This window comes from Microvirga sp. HS2, assembly GCF_055792805.1.
On the sequence record NZ_JBVVAJ010000001.1, the window covers coordinates 47767 to 69430 of the forward strand.

The 21664-nt window shown below is 64.8% G+C and carries 21 protein-coding genes; 4 read left to right on the forward strand and 17 right to left on the reverse strand.

The features are described 5' to 3' along the window. Nucleotides 1-2: 2 nt before the first annotated feature. From trpB to ACS5Q0_RS00235, 10 genes are all read right to left on the reverse strand, one after another. Nucleotides 3-1253: a tryptophan synthase subunit beta gene (trpB, locus tag ACS5Q0_RS00190; protein ID WP_473124584.1), complete on the reverse strand. Its 1251-nt coding sequence runs from the start codon at nt 1251-1253 to the stop codon at nt 3-5. 76 nt (nt 1254-1329) lie between these two features. Beyond that, nucleotides 1330-1989 (reverse strand): phosphoribosylanthranilate isomerase, encoded by a 660-nt coding sequence (locus ACS5Q0_RS00195; RefSeq protein ID WP_473124585.1) that lies wholly within the window; start codon nt 1987-1989, stop codon nt 1330-1332. Nucleotides 1990-1998: 9 nt separating this feature from the next. Continuing rightward, nucleotides 1999-2946, reverse strand: a complete 948-nt coding sequence (lhpI, locus tag ACS5Q0_RS00200; protein WP_473124586.1) for a bifunctional Delta(1)-pyrroline-2-carboxylate/Delta(1)-piperideine-2-carboxylate reductase — start codon at nt 2944-2946, stop codon at nt 1999-2001. A gap of 23 nt (nt 2947-2969) precedes the next feature. Beyond that, complete coding sequence (locus ACS5Q0_RS00205; RefSeq protein WP_473124587.1) at nt 2970-3320, reverse strand: LapA family protein; 351 nt, start codon at nt 3318-3320, stop codon at nt 2970-2972. A gap of 16 nt (nt 3321-3336) precedes the next feature. Further along, on the reverse strand, nt 3337-3651 hold the full coding sequence (ihfB, locus tag ACS5Q0_RS00210) for an integration host factor subunit beta (protein ID WP_370439046.1): 315 nt from the start codon (nt 3649-3651) through the stop codon (nt 3337-3339). Nucleotides 3652-3676: 25 nt separating this feature from the next. Further along, nucleotides 3677-4642 (reverse strand): signal peptide peptidase SppA, encoded by a 966-nt coding sequence (gene sppA / locus ACS5Q0_RS00215; protein WP_473124588.1) that lies wholly within the window; start codon nt 4640-4642, stop codon nt 3677-3679. Nucleotides 4643-4897: 255 nt separating this feature from the next. Next, nucleotides 4898-6598 carry a 30S ribosomal protein S1 gene (gene rpsA, locus ACS5Q0_RS00220; RefSeq protein WP_473124589.1) on the reverse strand — a complete coding sequence of 567 codons (1701 nt, stop codon included), beginning with the start codon at nt 6596-6598 and terminating at the stop codon, nt 4898-4900. Nucleotides 6599-6941: 343 nt separating this feature from the next. Next, the gene (locus tag ACS5Q0_RS00225; protein WP_473124590.1) at nt 6942-8237 is read right to left on the reverse strand and encodes an MFS transporter; all 1296 of its coding nucleotides are present in this window, start codon (nt 8235-8237) and stop codon (nt 6942-6944) included. 280 nt (nt 8238-8517) lie between these two features. Then, on the reverse strand, nt 8518-9147 hold the full coding sequence (locus ACS5Q0_RS00230) for a DsbA family protein (RefSeq protein ID WP_473124591.1): 630 nt from the start codon (nt 9145-9147) through the stop codon (nt 8518-8520). A gap of 189 nt (nt 9148-9336) precedes the next feature. Then, complete coding sequence (locus tag ACS5Q0_RS00235; RefSeq protein WP_473124592.1) at nt 9337-9561, reverse strand: hypothetical protein; 225 nt, start codon at nt 9559-9561, stop codon at nt 9337-9339. Between the two features lie 307 nt (nt 9562-9868). On the opposite strand from ACS5Q0_RS00235, the gene ACS5Q0_RS00240 reads away from it, so the two are divergent. Together ACS5Q0_RS00240 and ACS5Q0_RS00245 are read left to right on the forward strand one after the other, a co-directional pair. Continuing rightward, nucleotides 9869-11101 (forward strand): argininosuccinate synthase, encoded by a 1233-nt coding sequence (locus tag ACS5Q0_RS00240; RefSeq protein WP_473124593.1) that lies wholly within the window; start codon nt 9869-9871, stop codon nt 11099-11101. Nucleotides 11102-11105: 4 nt separating this feature from the next. Further along, nucleotides 11106-11648 (forward strand): MOSC domain-containing protein, encoded by a 543-nt coding sequence (locus ACS5Q0_RS00245; RefSeq protein WP_473124594.1) that lies wholly within the window; start codon nt 11106-11108, stop codon nt 11646-11648. A 7-nt stretch (nt 11649-11655) separates the two neighbouring features. Here ACS5Q0_RS00245 and ACS5Q0_RS00250 read toward each other — a convergent pair whose 3' ends face one another. After that, on the reverse strand, nt 11656-11904 hold the full coding sequence (locus tag ACS5Q0_RS00250) for a hypothetical protein (protein WP_473124595.1): 249 nt from the start codon (nt 11902-11904) through the stop codon (nt 11656-11658). 480 nt (nt 11905-12384) lie between these two features. Next, the gene (locus ACS5Q0_RS00255) at nt 12385-14247 is read right to left on the reverse strand and encodes a hypothetical protein (protein ID WP_473124596.1); all 1863 of its coding nucleotides are present in this window, start codon (nt 14245-14247) and stop codon (nt 12385-12387) included. A 355-nt stretch (nt 14248-14602) separates the two neighbouring features. On the opposite strand from ACS5Q0_RS00255, the gene ACS5Q0_RS00260 reads away from it, so the two are divergent. Together ACS5Q0_RS00260 and typA are read left to right on the forward strand one after the other, a co-directional pair. Continuing rightward, nucleotides 14603-15697, forward strand: a complete 1095-nt coding sequence (locus ACS5Q0_RS00260) for a site-2 protease family protein (protein WP_473124597.1) — start codon at nt 14603-14605, stop codon at nt 15695-15697. Between the two features lie 187 nt (nt 15698-15884). Beyond that, a complete protein-coding gene (gene typA, locus ACS5Q0_RS00265; protein WP_473124598.1) occupies nt 15885-17711 on the forward strand; it encodes a translational GTPase TypA in 1827 nt (608 codons plus the stop codon). A gap of 175 nt (nt 17712-17886) precedes the next feature. Here typA and ACS5Q0_RS00270 read toward each other — a convergent pair whose 3' ends face one another. From ACS5Q0_RS00270 to ACS5Q0_RS00290, 5 genes are all read right to left on the reverse strand, one after another. Then, a complete protein-coding gene (locus ACS5Q0_RS00270) occupies nt 17887-18051 on the reverse strand; it encodes a hypothetical protein (protein ID WP_473124599.1) in 165 nt (54 codons plus the stop codon). A 23-nt stretch (nt 18052-18074) separates the two neighbouring features. After that, nucleotides 18075-18395: a hypothetical protein gene (locus ACS5Q0_RS00275; RefSeq protein WP_473124600.1), complete on the reverse strand. Its 321-nt coding sequence runs from the start codon at nt 18393-18395 to the stop codon at nt 18075-18077. A 12-nt stretch (nt 18396-18407) separates the two neighbouring features. Then, the gene (locus ACS5Q0_RS00280; protein ID WP_473124601.1) at nt 18408-18641 is read right to left on the reverse strand and encodes a hypothetical protein; all 234 of its coding nucleotides are present in this window, start codon (nt 18639-18641) and stop codon (nt 18408-18410) included. Nucleotides 18642-18653: 12 nt separating this feature from the next. Beyond that, complete coding sequence (locus ACS5Q0_RS00285) at nt 18654-19010, reverse strand: hypothetical protein (RefSeq protein WP_473124602.1); 357 nt, start codon at nt 19008-19010, stop codon at nt 18654-18656. A 187-nt stretch (nt 19011-19197) separates the two neighbouring features. After that, on the reverse strand, nt 19198-21582 hold the full coding sequence (locus ACS5Q0_RS00290) for a calcium-binding protein (protein WP_473124603.1): 2385 nt from the start codon (nt 21580-21582) through the stop codon (nt 19198-19200). Between the last annotated feature and the right edge of the window lie 82 nt (nt 21583-21664).

A 21664-nucleotide genomic window follows, 5' to 3' on the forward strand; every position in this document is an offset into this window, starting at 1 on the left:
TTTTACGCGATCTTGATCCCCAGATGCTCGGCGATCTGGAACAGGTCCTTGTCGCCGCGGCCGCTGATGTTGATCACCATCAGATGGTCCTTCGGCTTCTTGGGCGCGAGCTCGATCACCTTCGCGAGCGCGTGGCTGGGCTCCAGAGCGGGCAGGATGCCCTCGAGGCGCGAGCAGAGCTGGAAGGCCTCCAGCGCCTCCTCGTCGGTGGCGGAGATGTAGTTGACGCGGCCCATTTCGTGGAGCCAGGCGTGCTCCGGCCCGATGCCGGGATAGTCGAGGCCCGCCGAGATCGAGTGGGCATCGTTGATCTGCCCGTCATGGTTCATGAGGAGATATGTGCGGTTGCCATGCAGCACGCCCGGACGGCCGCCCGTGAGCGAGGCCGCATGGAGCTTGTCGAGGCCATGGCCCGCAGCCTCCACGCCGTAGATCTCCACGCTCTTGTCGTCGAGGAAGGGATGGAACAGTCCAATGGCGTTGGAGCCGCCGCCGATGCAGGCGACGAGCGAATCCGGCAGGCGACCTTCGGCCTCCATCATCTGCTTGCGGGTCTCCTCGCCGATCACGCATTGGAAATCGCGCACCATGGCCGGATAGGGATGCGGGCCCGCCACCGTGCCAATGCAGTAGAACGTGTCGGCGACATTGGTCACCCAGTCGCGCAAGGCCTCGTTCATGGCGTCCTTGAGCGTCCGCGTGCCCGACTGCACCGGGACCACCTTGGCGCCCAGCATGTTCATGCGGAACACGTTGGGCTTCTGCCGCTCCACGTCGACCGCGCCCATGTAGACGATGCATTCGAGACCGAAGCGCGCGCAGAGGGTGGCGGTGGCGACCCCGTGCTGGCCCGCGCCGGTTTCGGCGATGATGCGCTTCTTGCCCATGCGGCGGGCGAGAAGGATCTGGCCCAGCACGTTGTTCACCTTGTGCGCGCCGGTGTGGTTCAGCTCTTCGCGCTTGAAGTAGATCTTCGCGCCGCCCGATAGGCCGGAGGCCGTAGAAACGTCCCGAAGATGATCGGTCATGCGCTCCGCGAAATAGAGCGGGCTCGGACGGCCGATATAGTGCTTGGAGAAATACTCCATGTCCGCATGGAAGGCCGGATCGTTCCTGGCCTCGTTGTAGGCCTTCTCCAGCTCGAGGATGTTGGGCATCAGGGTCTCGGCGACGAAGCGTCCGCCGAACTGACCGAAATGCCCGCGCTCGTCGGGACCGGTGCGGAAGGAATTGGGTTGGGCTTGAGCTGACACGGGCCTGTCCTGCCTTAAATTGAGCATTTCCCGGAAAAGTGGCTGCCGGTTTTCCGAAAGGAAATGCGTTCTTCCTTTATTGCTGGACAGCGAATGCTGTCCGGGCTGCCTTGACGAAGGCTTCGATCCTCGCCGGGTCCTTCAGGCCCGGTCCGCTTTCCACCCCCGATGAAACGTCGACGGCCTTGGGCCTGCTGAGCCGGATGGCCTCCGCCACGTTGTCGGGGTTGAGCCCCCCTGACAACATGATGGGGAGAGCCGGGTCAAGCCCATTCAGGAGGGTCCAGTCGAAGGAGATGCCGTTGCCGCCGGGCAAAGCGCCCGCCGTCCGGGGCGGCTTTGCGTCGAGCAGGATGTGATCGACGCCTCCCGCATAGGGAAGGAGAGCGGCCAGATCGGCCTTTTCGGCGATCCCGAAGGCCTTCATGACGGGCCTGCGGACCATGGAACGGATCTCGGCGACGCGCTCGGGGCTCTCGCGTCCATGCAGCTGGATCAGGTCAGGGTTGATGGCCTCGACGGCCTGCGCGATCTCCTCGTCGCCGGGATCGACCAGAAGCACGACCCGCTGGGCACGGCCCCTCGCCTGCAGGGACAGGCGGTGGCCGAGATCGAGGGTCACGTGGCGGGGGCTCTTCGGAAAGCGCACGAAACCCACCATGTCCGCGCCGGCATCGAGCGCAGCCGCCAAGGTTTCGGGGGTCGAGAGCCCGCAAATCTTGATCAGATTGTTCATGGGTCTGTTTTACGACGTTTTGGGCAACAAACGCCACACCAGTATCGCCGCAGCCAAATCCTCCAGGGCCGTGCCGACCGATTTGAACAGGGTGATGGCCTTCTCGTTCCGCTGCGGCGGGTTGCGACAGAGATCGAAGAGGGTGCCGCGCACGTGCTCCTCGGAGATCGCTCCCTTCTGGAGGGAGACGGCCACATCCCCGCCCTCGGACTTGGCGGCTTGCGTATCGACATAGACCTGCGCCCTGCGCAGAGCCTCGTCGTCGGCCTCCCGCATCTTCAGGTTGAAGGCGCCCACGAGATCGAGATGCGCGCCCTCCTTCAGCCATGCGCCCTTCACGATGGGCGTGGTGGACAGCGTGGCGCAGGACACGAGATCGGCTTCGCGCACCGCCCCTTCGAGATCCGTGACCGCCGTCACGGGCAGGCCCTCGGCCCGAAGCTCGGCGGCGAGGGCTTCGGCCTTCTCGGGCCTGTGATTCCACAGAGAGACCTCGCGGATGGGTCGCTGGCTCGCATGCGCACGGATCAGGAAGGGCGCGAGCGCGCCCGATCCCACCATCACCATCCGGGCGGAATCGGCACGGGCCAGATGCCGAGCGGCGAGGGCGGAAGCCGCAGCCGTACGCCAGACGGTGAGGCGCGTGCCGTCGAGGACCGCGACAGGCTCGCCGGTCTCCCCGTTCATCAGAAGGTACGATCCCATGACGCTGGGGAGATTCCTCGCCCCGTTGTCCGGAAAGACGGAAACCACCTTCACGCCGACGAACCCGTCCCGTGCGGCGGGGCCTGTCCATGACGGCATCAGCAGCAGCGTTCCGTGGGCGCCTGCCCGCTCGATCTCGTGATGGTGCCGAACCGGCGTGACCATGTCGCTGCGGAAGGCTTCGGCGAGAGCATCGACCAGAGCCGGAAAGGTGAGAGCCCGATCGATCTCGGCTGACGATATGACACGCATGGACGAATGTGGCCCCGGGACCGCTAGAAGCTGTGCGATTGCGGAGAGGGCAAGGTGGCCGGCAGGCCCGCCGCCGCGTTCTGGCTGCGCAGGCGCTCGGTCTCGTGGCGCAGTTGATCGGCCTCACGGCGAAAGCGGCGGCGGGCCTTGCGGGTCTTGCCCTGGGCCAGCCAGCTCGCCGTGCCGCCGATGACGACGCCGACCATGACGGCGGCGAAGATCACGGCGAATAGAGGCATCTGAGCCGCAAATTCAGGCGCGTCCTTGGAAAACGGATCCAGCGACAGGGTCACGGGAGCGCGGTTCGCGACTGCGAGCAACACGACCAGAAGCGCAACCGGCAGAAGAATGAGCGCCTTCAGAAAGCGAATCACGAGCACCTCTCGAGCGTTATTGGGCAGCGGCGGCCTTCAGCACCTTCGAAGCCGGGGCATTGAGCCGCTGTCGCATTTCCTTGCCCGTCTTGAAGACCGGGACGACCTTTTCGGAAATGGAAACGGATTCGCCCGTGCGAGGGTTGCGGCCGGTGCGAGCGTCACGCTTCTTGACGGAGAAGGCTCCGAAGCCGCGCAGTTCCACCCGGTCGCCCCGAGCCAGCGCATCCGCGATCGTGTCGAGAATCGCATTCACGATCTTTTCCACGTCGCGTTGATACAAATGCGGGTTCTGCTCAGCGAGCTTGAGCACCAGTTCTGATTTGATCATTGGAAGCTATATCTTTGACGATGCTTTATTTTTCTGAAGGTTGCCAGACGGCCAGCAGCCCGTCAAGCTGCGCTGCCTCAACGTGAGTATCCGCGCGACGCAAGGCTTGCGCCGCACTCTCGAAGCCGAGGAGGTCCACCGTCGCCGCAGCCACGGCGAAGATGGAGAAGTCACGGTCGGAGCGCGGCTTCCAGTCGCGAATCGGGAGGTTCTTGGCGACGCCCTTCTCGGTCTCGAGCCAGGCCACCGCATCCCTCTCGCTGCCGAGCTTGTCGACGAGCTTCATGGGAACGCCTTGACGGCCGCTGAACACCTGGCCCGTGGAGGCGGCCGCGAGCTCGCCCTCGTTCATGTGGCGGCGCTCGCGCACGAGCGTCTTGAACCAATCGTAAGTATCGCCGACGACGGACTGTATGGCCGCGCGGGCCTCAGGCGACGTTGGCGTGAAGGGATTCGGCTCCGCCTTGAGGGGAGCGGATTTGATCGTCTCCACCTTCACCCCGACATTTCCCAGGAGGCCGGAAACATCCGGGTACTGGAACAGCACGCCGATGGAGCCCACGAGGGAGGTTTCCCGGGCGACAATGTAATCGGAGGCGATGGCCGTGATGTAGCCGCCGGAGGCCGCCGTGCCTTCCACGAAGGTGACGACCGGCTTCTTCTCCGAGAGACGGCGGATGTTCCGGAAAAGCTCCTCGGAGCCCGTCGTGGTGCCCCCGGGGCTGTTGACGGAAATCACGACGCCGGAGACGAGGCTGGAATCCCCGACCCGCTCCATCAGCTCCGCGAGGCGCTGGTTGCCGGTGATCACGCCGCCGATCGAGATGCGGGCGATCTGGTGCTGCACGGCGCCAAAGCCCATGCGGTCCGCGGCGGCATAGCCCAGGGCGGCGACGGCGGCGATCAATCCTGAGAAGCCGGCGATGCGCCAGAAGGACAGCTTGCGGCGCAGGCGGCGGCGGTCGGCAATGGCTTCGGCATCGATGGACATTGGTTCGTCTCTGACTCGGTTCACTCACGTACGGAGGCGGCACCCTAGCGCATCGTGCGGAAAAGTGGACCCGGTTTTCCGCATAATCGATGCGAAGCCCGAAAACTGGGGCAAAAGCTTCGCTGCCAAGGCAGATAGGGCGACAGGAGGCGGGTCAACCCAAGGGCTATGCCGGATCGGGCGGCCGCCCGCAAAAAAGAAAATCCCCGGGCCGAGGCCCGGGGATCCATCAGGCTCTGAAAGATCGGAGCTCGATTACTTCTTGTCGGTACGGGCCTTGAGAGCCGCGCCCAGGATGTCGCCGAGCGACGCGCCCGAGTCGGCCGAGCCGTACTGAGCCATGGCCTCCTTCTCCTCAGCGACCTCGAGGGCCTTGATGGAGACGGTGACGCGGCGAGCCTTGCGGTCGAACTGCGTGACGCGGGCGTCGATCTTCTCGCCCGGAGCGAAGCGCTCGGGACGCTGATCGGCGCGGTCGCGAGCGAGCTCGGAGCGCTTGATGAAGGTGCTGAGGTCGGTGTCGACCAGCTTCACCTCCAGGCCGCCGTCCTTCACCTCGAGAACCTCGCAGGTGACGATCTGGCCCTTCTTCAGCTCGCCGGCCTCGGCGAAGGGATCGCCGGCCAGCTGCTTGATACCGAGCGAGATGCGCTCCTTCTCGACGTCCACGTCGAGAACCTGAGCGCGAACCATGTCGCCCTTCTTGAAGTCGTCGATGACCTGCTCGCCCGGACGGTTCCAGTCGAGGTCCGAGAGGTGGACCATGCCGTCGACGTCGTTCTCGAGGCCGATGAAGAGACCGAACTCGGTCTTGTTCTTCACCTCGCCCTCGACGACGGAGCCGACAGGGTGCTTCTCGGCGAAAGCCTCCCACGGGTTCTGCAGCGTCTGCTTCAGACCCAGCGAGATGCGGCGCTTCACCTGATCGACCTCGAGGATCACGACCTCAACCTCCTGAGAGGTGGAGATGATCTTGCCGGGGTGGACGTTCTTCTTCGTCCAGGACATCTCGGAGACGTGGATCAGGCCTTCGATGCCGGGCTCGAGCTCAACGAACGCACCGTAATCGGTGATGTTCGTGACGCGGCCCTTCAGCTTGGCTCCGACCGGATAGCGGGCGGCGATGCCTTCCCACGGATCGGCCAGGAGCTGCTTGATGCCCAGCGAGATGCGGTGCGTCTCGTGGTTGATCTTGATGATCTTCACCTTCACCGTCTGACCGATGGTCACCACCTCGGACGGATGGTTCACGCGGCGCCACGCCATGTCGGTGACGTGCAGGAGGCCGTCGATGCCGCCGAGGTCAACGAACGCACCGTATTCGGTGATGTTCTTGACCACGCCGTCGATGACCTGACCCTCTTCGAGGTTCGCCACGAGCTCGGAGCGCTGCTCGGCGCGGCTCTCCTCGAGAACCGTGCGGCGCGACACGACGATGTTGCCGCGGCGGCGATCCATCTTGAGGATCTGGAACGGCTGGGCCACGCCCATAAGCGGGGTGACGTCGCGGACGGGACGGATGTCGACCTGCGAGCGGGGCAGGAACGCCACGGCGCCGTCGAGGTCGACCGTGTAGCCGCCCTTGACCTGGTTGAAGATGGTGCCGTTGACGCGCTCGCCGGCCTCGAAGGCCTTCTCGAGCTTCACCCACGACTCTTCGCGGCGGGCCTTGTCACGGGAGATGACGGCCTCGCCCAGCGCATTCTCGATGCGCTCGACATAAACCTCGACCTCGTCGCCGACCTTGATCTCACGGTCGCGGTTCGGGCCGGTGAATTCTTTCAGAGCGACGCGACCCTCGGTCTTCGCGCCGATATCGATGACCGCGACATCCTTCTCGATGGCGACCACCTTACCCTTCACCACCGAGCCTTCGTTGATCTCGGACGTGCGGAAGGATTCTTCGAGCAGAGCAGCAAAATCTTCACGGCTCGGCTGTTGGAAAGCTGCAGACATATGTTCTCCTGAATGGCCCTCGTTTAAGGGGCAACGCCGGCGGCTCGTGTGAACGGGCCGTTTCCCTCCGCCGCCGCCAGGGACGCCCCCTTGAGGGCCGTGTCCCAGGCGTGCCGCTTCAAAGAGCGGGCCGGCGTATCATCGGCGGACGGAAACGCATTGATCTTCAAGACCTTAGCGGAACACCTCAGGGGCGCATATCGGCCACCCTCGAACACGGCACACCGTGAATGTCTATCGGATCGGCGTTCCTTTATCCCAAATGGCCTGGGATCACAAGGCTTTCAAGCCCTTGGGCCTCCCAAACCGCCGGCCGGGAGGCCCAAGGGGCGGCAAGGACGCCTCAATCCTCGTGGATCAGGCTGTGGTCCCGGGTATCCTTCATGCGCAGATACACGATGAGGGAGAGGCCGATCATGATCGTCACGTAGACGAAGAAGCCGTACTCCATGCCGGCCTGCTTGAACCAGAGAGCCACGTATTCGGCCGTGCCGCCGAAGACCGTGTTGGCCAGCGCATAGGGCAAGGCCACGCCGAGGGCGCGGATATGGGCCGGGAACATCTCCGCCTTCACCACCGCGTTGATGGAGGTGTAGCCGGTGACGATCACGAGCGCCGCCAGAGCCAGCGCGAAGGCCGTGTAGGGATTGCTGGTGCCAGCGAGGGTCGAGAAGATCAGGTAGGTGAACAGTACGCCGAGAACGCCGAAACCGACCATGATCGGCTTGCGCCCGATGCGGTCCGACAGAGAGCCCGCCACCGGCTGCAGCAGCATGAACACGAAAAGGGCGGCCGCCGTGATCTGGCTCGCCGTCTCGCGGGAGAAGCCGGAGGTGTTGACCAGGAACTTCTGCAGGTAGGTGGTGTAGGCATAGAAGGCGAGCGTGCCGCCGGCCGTGAGCGCGATCACCGTGAAGGCCTCGCGGGGATATTTCGTGAAGAGCGCGACACCGCTGGAGCGGGGCGCCTTTCCGTCCTGGGCGTTCTTGTAGGATTCCGTCTCGGCCAGACCGCGCCGGAGATAGAACACCACCACGGCCAGGATGCCGCCGATGAAGAAGGGAATGCGCCACCCCCAGGCCTCGAGAGCCTGCTCGGACATGACCTGCTGAAGGATCAGCAGCACGCCGAGCGCCAGGAGCTGGCCCGAGATCAGCGTCACGTACTGGAAGCTGGAGAAGAAGCCGCGGCGGCTCTTGCCGGCCATCTCGCTCAAGTAGGTGGCGCTGGCGCCGTATTCGCCGCCCACGCTGATGCCCTGGAGCAGGCGCGCCAGGACCAGGATCACGGGAGCCAGCACGCCGATGCTGTCATAGCCGGGCGTGACGGCGATCATCAGCGAGCCGGTGCACATGAGCGTCACGGAGAGGGTCAGACCGGCTTTGCGCCCCTTGCGGTCCGCATAGATCCCCATGATCCAGGCCCCGATGGGCCGCATGAGGAAGCCGACGGCGAAAACCGCCGCCGCGCTCAGGAGCTGCGCGGTCTGGTCACCCTTGGGGAAGAAGATCGGGGCGAAATAGAGGGTGAAGGCGGAATAGACGTACCAATCGTACCATTCGACCATGTTGCCCGCCGATCCGCCGAGGATCGATTTCAGGCGATGCCTGCGATCGGCGACGCTGTTTTTCATCAGCATAAGTTCGTGCTTTCCAATAATGCATGCCCTCCCCCGCGCCGGGAGAGCGCATGGCCTGAGAAGAGGCTCAAATTTTGTGAGAAAGAAGCGGCAGCGTTGGCGTTCCACTGCAGCGTTGTATTTCCGGCGGACATACGCCCGCCATGACGCTACGTCAAACAGCCCGGTTCCGAACGCGAGAACTGGAGCTTTGCCGCTGGTATCGTGCCAAATACTTGTAACGGCTGCGAAATTAGCGAGTGGAGAATCTCAGAATGTCTTATACTAAAGGCTAACCCACCTAGAGCGGGACCTCCGAACGCCGGGCCTGCGTGGCGGCCCATTCGAGCGCCTGCTCCAGCCGGTCGTTGCCCCAGAACATCTCCCCGTCCTCGGCGAAGAAGGTCGGCGCGCCGATGACGCCGCGGGAGAGAGCCTCGTCGTTCAGGCGGCGCAGGCGGCTCTTGTTGGTATCGGAATAGGCCTCGCGGACGACCACCTCCGGGTCGAGCCCGAGGCCGGACAGGATGCCGGAGAGCACCTGCGGATCGGAGATATCGCGCCCCTCGCCGAACTCGGCCATGTAGACCGCCTTGGTGAAGACCGGCGTCCAGCCCTTGTCGAGGCCGAGCAAGGCGATGCGGGCCGCCGGAAGCGTGTTCTGCGGGAAGGGATTGGGTTTGTAGAGGGGAAGGCCGAAGCGCACCGCCTCCCGCTCCATGTCCCGCCACATGTAGCGGCCCTTGGACGGGTAGAGGTTGAAGGGCGACGTCTCCCACCCTTGAGCCTTGAAGATCGGACCCAGCAGGAACGGCCGCCACACGAGCTCCACGCCCGCCTCCTCGGCCGCCTGCTCGATGCGCATGGCCGCCAGATAGGAATAGGGCGAGGCGAATTCGTACCAGAACTCGAAAAACGGGCGGCGGATCATGGACCTCTCCTTGCCTTCGGAGAAACCGCTAAAGCATCGCTTGCTCCTTGGGCAGACCTTGCCGTTACGGGCAGGAATGCGGGAGAAGCATGACTTTCCGAGGTGTCAGCAGAGTGTCAGCAGAGTTCGGGAGCATCGATCCCCGTCGGCCCCTGTCCCACGGGATGGACGATCCCAGAAGCCAAAAGGTCACTCCAGCTTTGGAGCCAAGATCGACGGAATGCCGTCGTCGCTCACCGACACTTTACCTGCGATAAGGACCAAGCACCGGATCGGTTCGCCCTGATTGACGCAGTGAGCGGACACGAAAGCGCGCTCCCGTTCGGATACTGCGCCAATATTGACCTTGATGTCGCCCTGGCGTTGCCCGGTTTCGCTGTAGGCTGGGCAGCGTCCCTCGTTCAGCTCTTTCATCGAAACCCAGCAGAGAAGCTCAACATCCCGCCCTGCAAAGTCCTGCGGGCTGCTCAGGACCTCCAGCGGGCCAGTTCGATACGGAAGAGCCTCCCCGGCCGTCGCGTCTTGGGCCCGAGAGACCATTGGCGGCAGGCACAGGATCCAGGACAGAGCGACCGTTATTAGTACTTTATAATATTTCATAAGAGACCTGTATCATCTGATCTCCAAACCTCGCAAGCGCAAGGCCTCCGGAAGCTCTCGGTTGCACTTCCGACGCTTCCCGGCTAAGTCGCTGGCACCCTTTCACTCTGGAACATCGACTATGGCTGAGAAGCGCGTGAACAAGGTCGTGCTCGCCTATTCCGGCGGCCTCGACACCTCCATCATCCTCAAGTGGCTGCAGACCACCTATGGCTGCGAGGTGGTGACCTTCACCGCCGATCTCGGCCAGGGCGAGGAGCTGGAGCCCGCCCGCAAGAAAGCCGAACTGCTCGGCATCAAGCCGGAGAACATCTTCATCGAGGACCTGCGCGACGAGTTCGTGCGCGACTACGTGTTCCCGATGTTCCGCGCCAACGCGCAATACGAGGGCCTGTACCTGCTCGGCACCTCCATCGCCCGCCCGCTGATCGCCAAGAAGCAGATCGAGATCGCCGAGAAGGTCGGCGCCGACGCGGTCTCCCATGGCGCGACGGGCAAGGGCAACGACCAGGTGCGCTTCGAGCTCGGCTATTATGCCTTGAAGCCCGATGTGACCGTGATCGCCCCCTGGCGCGAATGGGACCTGCGCTCCCGCGAACAGCTCATCGCCTTCGCCGAGGCCCATCAGATCCCGATCGCCAAGGACAAGCGCGGCGAGGCCCCCTTCTCCGTCGACGCCAACCTCCTGCACGCCTCCTCCGAGGGCAAGGTGCTGGAGGATCCCGCGATGGAAGTGCCGGATTACGTCTATTCGCGCACCAACGATCCCGAAACCGCTCCCGACAAGCCGACGGTGATCTCCATCACCTTCGAGAAGGGCGACCCGGTCGCCATCGACGGCAAGAAGATGGGCCCGGCCGATCTGCTGGCGAAGCTCAACGAGCTCGGACGCATCAACGGCATCGGCCGCCTCGACCTGGTCGAGAACCGGTTCGTCGGCATGAAGAGCCGCGGCATGTACGAGACGCCCGGCGGCACGATCCTTCACCTCGCCCATCGCGGCATCGAGTCGATCACGCTCGACCGCGGCGCGGCGCACCTGAAGGACGAGCTGATGCCGAAATACGCAGAGCTCATCTACAACGGCTTCTGGTTCAGCCCTGAGCGCGAGATGCTGCAGGCGCTCATCGACCGGTCTCAGGAATTCGTCACCGGCGAAGTGAAGCTGAAGCTCTACAAGGGCGGCGTCCACCTCATCGGCCGCGAGAGCCCCTACACGCTCTACGACCAGGACCTCGTGACCTTCGAGGAAGGCGCGGTCGCCTACGACCACCGCGACGCCGCAGGCTTCATCAAGCTCAACGCCCTGCGCCTGCGTACCCTGGCCCAGCGCAAGAAGAAGCTCGGGCTGTAAGACCATGGATGCGTCGGTCGTTGCCGTCAGTCGCAGCCCGGCGCATTCCTTCTCCAAGCCGAATGCGGAGTGCATTCGGCTCGTGGCCGGGCTGGGCGTCGACGGTGACGCCCATGCGGGAGAGACGGTGAAACACCGCTCCCGCGTCAAAGTCGATCCGACCCAGCCGAACCTGCGTCAGGTTCATCTCATTCACGCGGAACTCTTCCGAGACCTGGCTGCGAAAGGCTTTTCCGTCGCGCGGGGAGAGATGGGCGAAAACATCACCACGCGCGGGATCGACCTGCTTGCCCTCCCCGTTGGCGCACGGCTGCATCTCGGCGTGTCCGCCGTGGTCGAACTGACCGGCCTGCGCAACCCTTGCGTCCAGATCGACCGCTTCCGGAAAGGCCTCATGGCTGCCGTGCTCGATCGCGATGGCGAAGGACGGATCGTTCGCAAGTCAGGCGTGATGGGGATCGTTCTGAGAGGTGGCGAGGTTCGGCCCGGCGATGGGATCACCATCACATTGCCGCCTGAGCCGCACCGCAGCCTCGAGCGGGTGTGACGGCGGCTCAGCGCGACCACTTGCTCTCGTTCACCTCCGGCGCGCCGCGGAAGCGCCGCTCCATGCGGATCGTGAGGCGGCGCACGGTGGCGTGGCTGCGGTCGAGCAGGATCTCCAACCGCTGAAACGCTTTCAGATCTCGTGGGCTCGGCCGGTAATCCGTGTCGCGCCAGTAGCGGTACACGAGGGCGACAGCCTCCTGGACCAGCTTTTCCGCCTGCACGAGCGGCGGCTTCGGTTTGCGGCGAAAGAACATGGCGGCACTCCCTGAATTGAAGCGACCACCAGCGCTGCTGGTGGTCGGGGAGTAGTAAGACCGCCGCAAGACGGCCGCGATGACCTTTAGGCTTTCGCCCTGGACATGCGCCATCGCCTCCCCGGCCATAGCTGGGAAGGCATCGTTCACGGCCGATACCGGCCGCTTGCGGAAGAGGCTTACTAGACCCCGGAACCGGATGCGTCCGGCTCCGGTGACGAGGTAACACGCAACGGGGGTGAGGGGTCAATGGGCGAGAGGCGGCTGGCGTCATTCCCCTCCACCGACGTAGCCTTCGATGGCTCTCCTCTCGTCATGGCCGGGCTTGACCCGGCCATCCACGTCTTGAGAACCGCGGCGGCGTAAAGACGTGGATCCCCGGCTCAAGGCCGGGGATGACGGGGAGAATTGTCTGGGTCTGAGCCCTCTCACCTCGTCACCACACTCTCGTCATGGCCGTCCCCGGACTTGATCCGGGGATCAGAGCCGGTCGAGGGACGGATGGTCCTTGCCGAACCAGTTCTTGTTCATGAGCGCCCTGGCCTCCTCGACGGCCGCCGCATCGCCCCGCGCCTCGGCCGCCTGCAGCAATCCGGCGGCGGCCCAGCCGTTGTTGGTCGCGCGCTGGATCGCCTCGCGGAAGGCGGCCTGCGCCTCTTCCGGCTTGCCCTGCTGGAGCAAGGCGGCGCCGAGCGACTGTTGCACCGGGTAGTACCAGAAGGGCGGCTCCATATAGGGCAGCCGGTCCTGGATCGCGGCGGCTTCCGCGAACTGCGCCGCGGCCGCCGCGGGATCGCCCTTGGCCTGGGCGATCCGCGCCTCGATGACCTTCGCCTCGATGGCGAGCACGTCCGGTCCCGGGACGCCGAGGTCGGGCAGCGCCATGACCTCGGGCGTCATCGCCAGGGCCGCGATGGCCGCCGCCTCCGCCCGCGCCTCGTCGTCCCGCCCGAGCCGCGCCAGGACGACGCCGCGGGCGTAGTGCCAGGTGGCGCGCACGAAGGGGAAGGTCGTGTCCGGCGCGGGCAGAGCCAGCACCTTGTCCGCCTCCGAGAAGCGCGCATGGGCCGTATACACCGCCGCGGCGATGGGCTGCGTCCAGGGAACCTCGCGCTGGGTGCGATCCGACACCAGGCCGCCGAGCTTCTCGGCCGCCGCGACGGCGGTCGCTCCGTCCCCGCCCATGAGGGCCGACGCCATCACGAAGTGAACGTTGTGGGCGTAGTAGCCCTCCGCATAGAGCAGGCTCGCGCCGCCCTGCCCGAGCAGCGCCTCGTCGACGGCGGCGGCCTGCACGTTCGCGTCCAGGCTCTCCCGCCAGCGGCCTAGGCGATACCAGATATGGCTCGGCATATGCACCAGATGCCCGGCTCCGGGCATCAGGGCCGCAAGCCGGGTCGCGTGCGCCGCCGCGCGCTCCGGGTGGTCGGAGGCCTCGACGGCGTGGATATAGAGATGGATCGCCCCCGGATGGTCGGGCGCCGCCCTGAGCGATCCCACCTGCTGCTCGCCGAGTACGCCCTCGATGAGTTCAATCATCCGCCCGCTTCTGCCTTTCGGAGTCTTGCCCCCGTCGGTCCAGTAATCCCAGGGGCTGAGATTCATGAGCGCGTCCGCGGTCAGGAGAGCGACGTGGGGATCGTCCGGAAAGCGGGCCTGCACGGCCTCCATCGCATCCGCATAGGCGAGATCCAGCGCCTTGCGATCCGCGCTCGGATCGGCCGAATGCCGCTGCGAGAGAGCCTCGATCAGGGCGGCCTGCAGCGCGTCCCCTGACGCGAGCCGCCTCGCCTGGTCCAGCAGGACGAGCGCACGGGCGTTGGCGTCCGCCTCCATCGGGTAGTTGATATGGGGCCCGAGGACCCAGGCCTCGCCCCAGAGGCACATGGCGCAACCCGGATCGAGCTCCTGCGCCGCCCTGAAGGCGCGGGCCGCTTCAGCATGGTTGAAGCCCCAGCCGAGACGGTAGCCCTGGTCGAAATAGGCGCGCGCCTCCGGCATCGTGGGGCCGACGCCGGTCCAGGTGAACCGGCCCAGGTTCCCGTAGAGCGGAGGCCGCTCCCCGGCGCGCGGAGCCGCAGCCCCCTTCGGCAGATCGCGGCTATAGGCTCCAAGCTCGTTGCGCGCCGGCGGCTGGGGATGGGCCTGATGATCAGCCTGCGCCATCGTCATCCGCGAGGCCGGAGCGTGGCTCAGCCCGTGGAGGAGCTTCACGCGCGGGCTGTTGTGATCGCCCAGCGGACAGGCGGCGACGGAGGTTGCAAGAACGAGGGCCGTGGCCGTGCCCGTCATGAGGAGGACGGACGCGGCCGGGAACGAACGCTTCAGGGGACGGGACATCATGGGAAGCCTCCCGTTTCGGCCGAACGGGCCGCAGGCAGAAACAATCCGAGAGCCTGCAGGAACCCGTTCTGGCTTCAGTGAATCGTCTGCTGCCCTGCGCGAAGCCTCGGCGTTCCCTCGCGCGATCAGCGCCGGTGGTGGTCCGATCGTCGCCACGTTCGTCGCAGGGCCTTGCGTCACAGGATCTTCCTGCCGACGAACGGCTTCAGCGTCCTCCCGAGGGGAGCGCCGGTCTGTGACGTTTCTCACATGATCGCCGCCCGGTGTCTGGACGCACGGGACCGTACTTCTCCTGACTTTGGAAAGCGCCTCTTCCACCCTACCTTGAGCCTAGGAGATCCGCCTGGAGATACCCATGCCCTGGTCCATTCCCGTCGCGCGCATCGCCGGCACCGAGGTGCGCATTCACGTGACCTTCCTGCTGTTCCTGATCTGGATCGGTGCGGGGCAGTGGCAAGCGGGAGGTCAGGCCGCCGCCATCGAAGGCGTGGTGTTCATGGTGCTGCTCTTCGCCTGCGTCCTGGCCCATGAGTTCGGGCACATCCTTGCGGCCAAGCGCTACGGCATCAAGACGCCGGAGGTGACGCTCTGGCCCATCGGCGGCATCGCGAGCCTGGAGCGGATCCCCGATAAGCCGCGCGAGGAGCTGGTGGTCGCGGTGGCGGGGCCCCTGGTGAACGTGGTCATCGCAGCCGCGATCATTCTCGTGCTGGGTTTACGCATCGACACCGCCGCCACCACGGCGCTCGAAAACCCGCACGCGGGCATCATGGTGCGGCTGGCCGCCGCCAATATCTTCCTGGTGGTGTTCAACATGATCCCGGCCTTTCCCATGGATGGCGGACGGGTCCTGAGGGCGCTTCTCGCCATGCGCATGAACTATGCCGACGCCACCCGCGCGGCGGCGCGGATCGGCCAGGGCGCGGCCTTTCTGTTCGCTCTGCTCGGGCTCTTCGGCAACCCGATGCTGATCATCATCGCCCTGTTCATCTATGTCGCCGCCTCCGCAGAGGCGCAGGACGTGTCGTTCCGGGGCGCAACCCAAGGGTTGCCCGTGCACGCGGGGATGATCAGCTCCGTCGAGACCCTGACGACCTCCTCGACCCTCGATGACGCCGTCGACCTGATGCTGCGCACCTCGCAGAAGGAATTCCCCGTGGTCGACGGCACCGGCCATCCACGCGGGCTCCTGACCCGCGACGGCCTGATCGTGGCCCTCCGGCAGGGAGGCCCCACGACCCCGGTCCTGGACGTGATGACCCGCGACCTGCCGACGGTTCAGGAATGGCAGCCTTTCGAGGCCGCCATCACCCTGCTCAACAAGGCCAAGGCTCCGGCTCTGCTCGTGCTGAATCAGGACCAGCGGCTCGTCGGGCTCCTGACGCCCGAGAATCTCGGTGAGATGATGATGGTGCGCAGTATCCGCCCGGATTGGCGGTTCCGGACCTGAAGATCCGCCATGCCGAGCGGTTTTTGAGCCGGTTTTTGAGCCCTTGGAGCCTGCGACGATGGTACGCCCTATTGCCGCCGCAGACTAATCACTATATTGCAAGTCCATCAATTTCTTCGCCCGGTACGAGCCAGGGGCGCGGGGACATCCGCCGCGTGCCGGGCCTCTTTGCCTTGAAAGACCCCTTATGAAACTACGCAATATCGCCATCATCGCCCACGTCGACCACGGCAAGACCACTCTCGTCGACAAGCTCCTCCAGCAATCCGGCGCCTTCCGCGAGAACCAGCGCGTCGAAGAGCGCGCGATGGATTCCAACGACATCGAGAAGGAGCGCGGCATCACCATCCTGGCCAAGGCTACCTCGGTGGTCTGGAAGGACACCCGCATCAACATCGTCGACACCCCCGGCCACGCCGATTTCGGCGGCGAGGTCGAGCGCATCCTGAGCATGGTCGACGGCGCCATCGTGCTCGTTGACGCTGCGGAAGGCCCGATGCCGCAGACCAAGTTCGTGGTCTCGAAGGCCCTGAAGATCGGCCTGCGTCCCATCGTCGCCATCAACAAGATCGATCGTCCCGATGCCCGCCATCAGGAAGTGATCAACGAGGTGTTCGACCTCTTCGCGGCGCTCGACGCCACCGACGAGCAGCTCGACTTCCCGATCCTCTACGGGTCGGGCCGCAACGGATGGATGGCGAAGTCCCCTGAAGGCCCGAGCGACCAGGGCTTGGCCCCGCTCTTCGACCTCGTGCTTGATCACGTGCCCCCGGCCAAGACCGAGGAAGGCCCGTTCCGTATGCTCGGCACGCTGCTCGAATCCAACCCCTTCCTGGGCCGGATCGTCACGGGCCGCATCAGCTCCGGCACGGTGAGGCCGAACCAGGCGATCAAGGTTCTCGACCGCGAAGGCAACGTGGTGGAAAACGGCCGCGTGTCAAAGATCCTGGCCTTCCGCGGCCTGGAGCGTCAGCCCATCGACGTGGGCGAGGCCGGCGACATCGTCTCCATCGCGGGCCTTGTGAAGGGCTCGGTGGCCGATACCTTCTGCGCGCCCGAGAACGAGATCCCGATCCAGGCTCAGCCGATCGATCCGCCGACCGTGACCATGTCGTTCATCGTCAACGACAGCCCGCTGGCGGGCACCGAAGGCGACAAGGTGACGAGCCGCATGATCCGCGACCGCCTGTTCAAGGAAGCGGAAGGCAACGTGACCCTCAAGATCGAGGAAGCCGCCGACAAGGACTCGTTCTACGTCTCGGGCCGCGGCGAATTGCAGCTCGCCATCCTCATCGAGACCATGCGCCGCGAGGGCTTCGAGCTCGCCGTGTCGCGTCCCCGCGTGGTGTTCGAGAAGGACGAGAACGGCCAGCTTCTCGAGCCTGTCGAGGAAGTGGTGATCGACGTGGACGAGGAGTTTTCCGGCGTCGTGGTGCAGAAGATGTCCGAGCGCCGCGCCGAAATGGTCGAGATGCGCCCCTCGGGCGGCAACCGCCAGCGCCTCGTGTTCTACGCTCCGACCCGCGGCCTCATCGGCTACCAGAGCGAGCTTCTGACCGATACCCGCGGCACGGCCATCATGAACCGCCTGTTCCACGCCTACGAGCCCTATAAGGGCGAGATCGCAGGCCGCCGCAACGGCGTGCTGATCTCCAACGACTCGGGCGAGGCGGTGGCCTATGCGCTGTGGAACCTCGAAGATCGCGGCCCGATGATGATCGAGCCCGGCTGGAAGGTTTATCAGGGCATGATCGTCGGCGAGCACAACCGCGAGAACGACCTCGAGGTGAACGTGCTGAAGGGCAAGAAGCTCACCAACATCCGCACGACCTCCAAGGACGAAGCGGTGCGGCTCACGCCTCCGATCCGCATGACCCTCGAGCGCTCACTCGCCTGGATCGAGGACGACGAGCTCGTGGAAGTCACGCCGAAGTCGATCCGCATCCGCAAGGCGATCCTCGACCCGAACGACCGCAAGCGCGCCGAGAAGCAGAAGGAAGCGCTGAGCGCGTAACATCTGCGTCGGGAGACAAACCAAAGGCCGCCTTTCGAGGCGGCCTTTTTCGTGTCGCTGGTCACATACTTGGCAACTCGTCATGGCCGGGCTCGTCCCGGCCATCCCGATCAGAATGCTGCATTTCAGGCAATTGGAATCGCCGGCACAAGGCCGGTGATGACGTGAAGAGCCTTCACCCTTCGGCCTTGTCGCTCTGTCCCTTCTTCGCACCCTCGCCCATGGGATTGGTGGAATCCTCGCCGGACGCATCGGGGTTCTCGCGGCCCTGCGGCGTCAGGCGCGGAGCGTTGATGTCCTTCTCGGTCGCCTGGTCGGACTTGTTGTCGGATCGAGCCATCGCTGCTTGTTCCTTTCCTGTCATCAGGTGGGGCCGCCGGAGCCGTTCGTCGGTCCGGAGCCGGATTTCGAATCGGCATCGCCCTCGTTTCCGAGCGAACGCGAGCCGCTGGGATCGGTAAGACCGGTGGCGCGGCCGCCCGCGTCGGTCCCGTGTGATGGACCGCCCTTCGGGCCGCCGGGAATGGTGCTGGAGCCGGTGCCGGTCGCGTTGGCCTCATCGACCGAGCCGCCGAGATCGAAGCCCGGCCGGTCCTCGGACCCGGGACGCGGATTGCGGTCCGCCGATTCCGGGTCGGGGCGCTCCGTGGGAACACGCGGTCCGGAGTTTGGATTCTGCGCCATGATCGGATCCTGTCACGAACTGGTGGAATCGGTTCCGTCGCGGTCGCCGACATCCGGCAGGGCTCCCGTGCCGGGCGTCGCATCCGGATTGGTCAGCGACGGCTTGCCGTGCGGGCCGACCGCCGGCGGGGCGCCGCCCGGCTTGTCCTCGGGCGAGCCCCTGCGACCCGCATTCGGATCCGGACGTTCGGGATCGACGCGCTTCTTCGTGTCCTCGGTGTGGTTGCCGTAGCCTGCATTGCCCATGGCGCTCTCCTGTCAGCCCTGGTCCTTGCCGTTGACGGCTGTCGCACGCTCGATGGCTTCGGCTGTCGCATCCTTGTCCTTCGGCGAGAGCGTCGCATCACTCAGATGCTTCGTGGCCTCGGGCGTCTCGGCGGCGGTGAGTTCGTCATGGCCGTCAATGCCGGCCTGGCTCGTCTGTCCTGTCCGGCCCTGCCGGTAATCGTAAGCCTCGCCGCCCGGCTCGCTCCAGACGCGGCGCATCGTGGCGTTGCCCTCGGGCCCGCCATCCCGGTTCGGATCGATAGGGCTGTCGTCGCCGCCCCGCTGCTCGTTGCGGATCTGGTCCGCGTCCTGGTCTTTCAACGAATGAGGCGCCTTGCGCTCCACCATGATGAACTCCTTGAAACGTCGCCTGAATTCAGCTGTCTCAAGGAGAACCCAGGGCAATCCGGGAAGTTCTGGCTACGCTTGCGGGATCATGGATGTGCCAGCCGCATGTTCGGGAGAGCCCGTTTCGAGCAGACAGGCGGCCTTAAGCCGCCTGGATTTCCTTCAGCTGCAGGAGCCGCCGGAAAGTTCACACGATCAGGAAGTCTCCGGCATTGAGGGCCTTGGCGCTGAGGCCCTTCTGCAGCTGAAGGAAGTCGATGGCCTTGTATTTGGTGCCGATCCCGTCCGCGTCGTAGGACACCTTGCCCGTCTTGGGATCGTAGGAGAGATAGTCGTCCTTGTCCTTGCGTGCCCCAAAGGCGAAGAACTTGCTGCTGAGAGCCCGGCCGGTCGCCGTGCCGGTGCCCATCTTCTTGAAGACCGCATCGTCGAGCAGGAACCTGTCGTAGCCGTTCCTCCAGTCGGTGACCGTGTCAAGATTGGTCCTGGCATTGAGCGCGGCATCGAACCGGAAGCGGTCATAGCCGCTGCCGCCAGTCAGGATGTCCTTGCCGCTGCCACCGGAGAGGGTGTCGTTGCCTGCGCCGCCGTTGAGCCGATCATTGCCGGCCAGGCCGAGGATCGTCTCCTTGTTGGCCTTGCCGAGCATGGTGTCGGCGTTCGAGGTGCCGCGCACGTCGAAGATGTCCTCCAGGGCCAGACGCAGCGTGCCAAGCGCATTGAACTGGGCGAGCGACAGGGCCACGCGGTTGTTGGAGGCATCGAAGGCATCGATGCCTCTGCCGGAAAGCCCCGCAATCTGAGCGGCGCTCAGACCCGCGAAGGCCGCCCCCGTGTCGATAAGGGTGACGACATCACTGGCTTGCAGGGCCACGCTGCCGAGCGCGCCGAACTTGGCCACGGACAGGCTGAACGCTTCGGGCTCGTCAAAACCAACGGCATCGATGACATCGATGCCCTTGGCGGCAAGGGTGCCGATCTGCGCGACGGTGAGCGCATTGAAGGTTGCCGTGATGGCCGAGCCGTTGTCGGCTAGCACCACGATTTCGTCCGCCGAGAGGCCAAAGGACGCGGTCCTGGCGAAAGCCGCGATCTGCTCCGCCGAGAGGCCGAAATGATTATTCGAACCGGCGACATCGACCACGTCGACGCCCCGGGCGTCCAGTCCTGCGATGGCTTGCGTCGAAAAGTTGGCGACGTCGTTGCCTGAGAACTGGTTCACCGTCACGGTGTCGTCCGCCGCAAATCCAACGGAGCCGAGCAGGTTGAAAAACTGCTGGGAGAGCGCGAAGGATCCTGTTGTGGAATCGAGGATGTCGATGCCGCGGCCGGCCAGTCCTTCGAAGTCGCTGCCTGCAAGGCCGTTGAGCGCCTCCGGAGTATCCTTCAACACCACCGTATCGTTCGCCGTAAACGCCCAGGAGATGCTCCGTAATGTCCCGACGGACAGCTCGATGCTGCCCTCATCGGTGGCATCGATGGCGTCGATGCCTTTGGAAAATATCCTCTGCCATTGGTCGGACGTCAGGTCGGCCATCGCCGCGAGGGCGGTGCCGATGGCGGTGCCCGTGTCCGACAGGGTTGCCACCGTGGCGGGCTTCACGGCCAGCCTCTGGGTCGTGAGCAGGGCGGAGAACTGGGTCGCCGTGAGGGCGAGGGCGCCGTTCGCGTCGGTGCTTTCGAGAAAATCGACGTTCTTGGCGTCGAGAGCCGCGATATGCTGCCCGGAAAGGGTGGCTAAATTGGCGGAGGTGTCTTTGACGATCACCTGAACATCGTTGCTGGGGCGCTCCCAGGTAGGAACACAAGAAAGAGAGACGGTCTCAGCCAATGCGGCGGCCTGATCCGCGCGTAAGACGAGCTGGCTCGAGCCGCTACTGAGATAGTCTATATTCTTGAGGCCGAACTGTCGGATGGCATCCGCCGACAGGGTTGAGAAATCCAAAGCCCCGACGGTCGCGACGAGGGTTGAATCCAGAGAAGCGGATACGGCCCCTGCGAGGATAAGAGCCGATGCCAGACTCATTTCGACTGAATCGAAACCGTTAAGGCCGAAGACATCGACGTTCTTGTCGATCAGAGTTCGCAGCTTCGCCGTATCGTTGAGGATGTTGGCAAGCTCGCCGCCGGTCGTGGCCTGAAGCCTCACATTGTCGTCGGCGGCCATCGTCATCTGCCCCGAGAGCAGAAACTGGGCTTGCCCCCCACTGATGCGCACTTCCGCATCGTTGCTGGTCGCGTCGATGATGTCGAAGCTCCCCGCGAGGTCCTGAAATTCGAAGTAAGTGAGATCGTTGATGCCAGGGGCGGTATCCACCAGCCTGACATCATCGCCGAGCAAGACGCTGATCACGCCGCCCATGGCGCGGAATTTCGCCACGTCGAGGACGAGGGCGCCCTCGGTCGAATGGAAGAAGTCGACCCGGTTCGACCGCATCTCGTCCACGAGGGTGGCCGTGAGGAAGGTGCTAAAGTTATCGGCCGTGTCGGCGATGGTGACAACGTCCTCGAGGGAGAACCAGCGCGGATTCCGGGCGAGGTAGTCGTTGATCGAGAGCGTATAGATCGTCATGGCCGAGCCTCTCCTTCGAATTGCCAGAAGCGGATTCCGGCCAAGTCATCTCACCAAGTCATCTCAGACCTCGTCGCAATAT

Excerpts from the sequence above, each read along its gene's own strand:
- ACS5Q0_RS00195 (WP_473124585.1), bottom strand. The coding sequence starts at position 1,989 with ATGAACAATCTGATCAAGATTTGCGGGCTCTCGACCCCCGAAACCTTG.
- lhpI (WP_473124586.1), bottom strand. The coding sequence starts at position 2,946 with ATGCGTGTCATATCGTCAGCCGAGATCGATCGGGCTCTCACCTTTCCG.
- ihfB (WP_370439046.1), bottom strand. The coding sequence starts at position 3,651 with ATGATCAAATCAGAACTGGTGCTCAAGCTCGCTGAGCAGAACCCGCAT.
- sppA (WP_473124588.1), bottom strand. The coding sequence starts at position 4,642 with ATGTCCATCGATGCCGAAGCCATTGCCGACCGCCGCCGCCTGCGCCGC.
- rpsA (WP_473124589.1), bottom strand. The coding sequence starts at position 6,598 with ATGTCTGCAGCTTTCCAACAGCCGAGCCGTGAAGATTTTGCTGCTCTG.
- ACS5Q0_RS00225 (WP_473124590.1), bottom strand. The coding sequence starts at position 8,237 with ATGCTGATGAAAAACAGCGTCGCCGATCGCAGGCATCGCCTGAAATCG.
- ACS5Q0_RS00230 (WP_473124591.1), bottom strand. The coding sequence starts at position 9,147 with ATGATCCGCCGCCCGTTTTTCGAGTTCTGGTACGAATTCGCCTCGCCC.
- ACS5Q0_RS00235 (WP_473124592.1), bottom strand. The coding sequence starts at position 9,561 with ATGAAAGAGCTGAACGAGGGACGCTGCCCAGCCTACAGCGAAACCGGG.
- ACS5Q0_RS00240 (WP_473124593.1), top strand. The coding sequence starts at position 9,869 with ATGGCTGAGAAGCGCGTGAACAAGGTCGTGCTCGCCTATTCCGGCGGC.
- ACS5Q0_RS00245 (WP_473124594.1), top strand. The coding sequence starts at position 11,106 with ATGGATGCGTCGGTCGTTGCCGTCAGTCGCAGCCCGGCGCATTCCTTC.
- ACS5Q0_RS00250 (WP_473124595.1), bottom strand. The coding sequence starts at position 11,904 with ATGTTCTTTCGCCGCAAACCGAAGCCGCCGCTCGTGCAGGCGGAAAAG.
- ACS5Q0_RS00255 (WP_473124596.1), bottom strand. The coding sequence starts at position 14,247 with ATGATGTCCCGTCCCCTGAAGCGTTCGTTCCCGGCCGCGTCCGTCCTC.
- ACS5Q0_RS00260 (WP_473124597.1), top strand. The coding sequence starts at position 14,603 with ATGCCCTGGTCCATTCCCGTCGCGCGCATCGCCGGCACCGAGGTGCGC.
- typA (WP_473124598.1), top strand. The coding sequence starts at position 15,885 with ATGAAACTACGCAATATCGCCATCATCGCCCACGTCGACCACGGCAAG.
- ACS5Q0_RS00270 (WP_473124599.1), bottom strand. The coding sequence starts at position 18,051 with ATGGCTCGATCCGACAACAAGTCCGACCAGGCGACCGAGAAGGACATC.
- ACS5Q0_RS00275 (WP_473124600.1), bottom strand. The coding sequence starts at position 18,395 with ATGGCGCAGAATCCAAACTCCGGACCGCGTGTTCCCACGGAGCGCCCC.
- ACS5Q0_RS00280 (WP_473124601.1), bottom strand. The coding sequence starts at position 18,641 with ATGGGCAATGCAGGCTACGGCAACCACACCGAGGACACGAAGAAGCGC.
- ACS5Q0_RS00285 (WP_473124602.1), bottom strand. The coding sequence starts at position 19,010 with ATGGTGGAGCGCAAGGCGCCTCATTCGTTGAAAGACCAGGACGCGGAC.
- ACS5Q0_RS00290 (WP_473124603.1), bottom strand. The coding sequence starts at position 21,582 with ATGACGATCTATACGCTCTCGATCAACGACTACCTCGCCCGGAATCCG.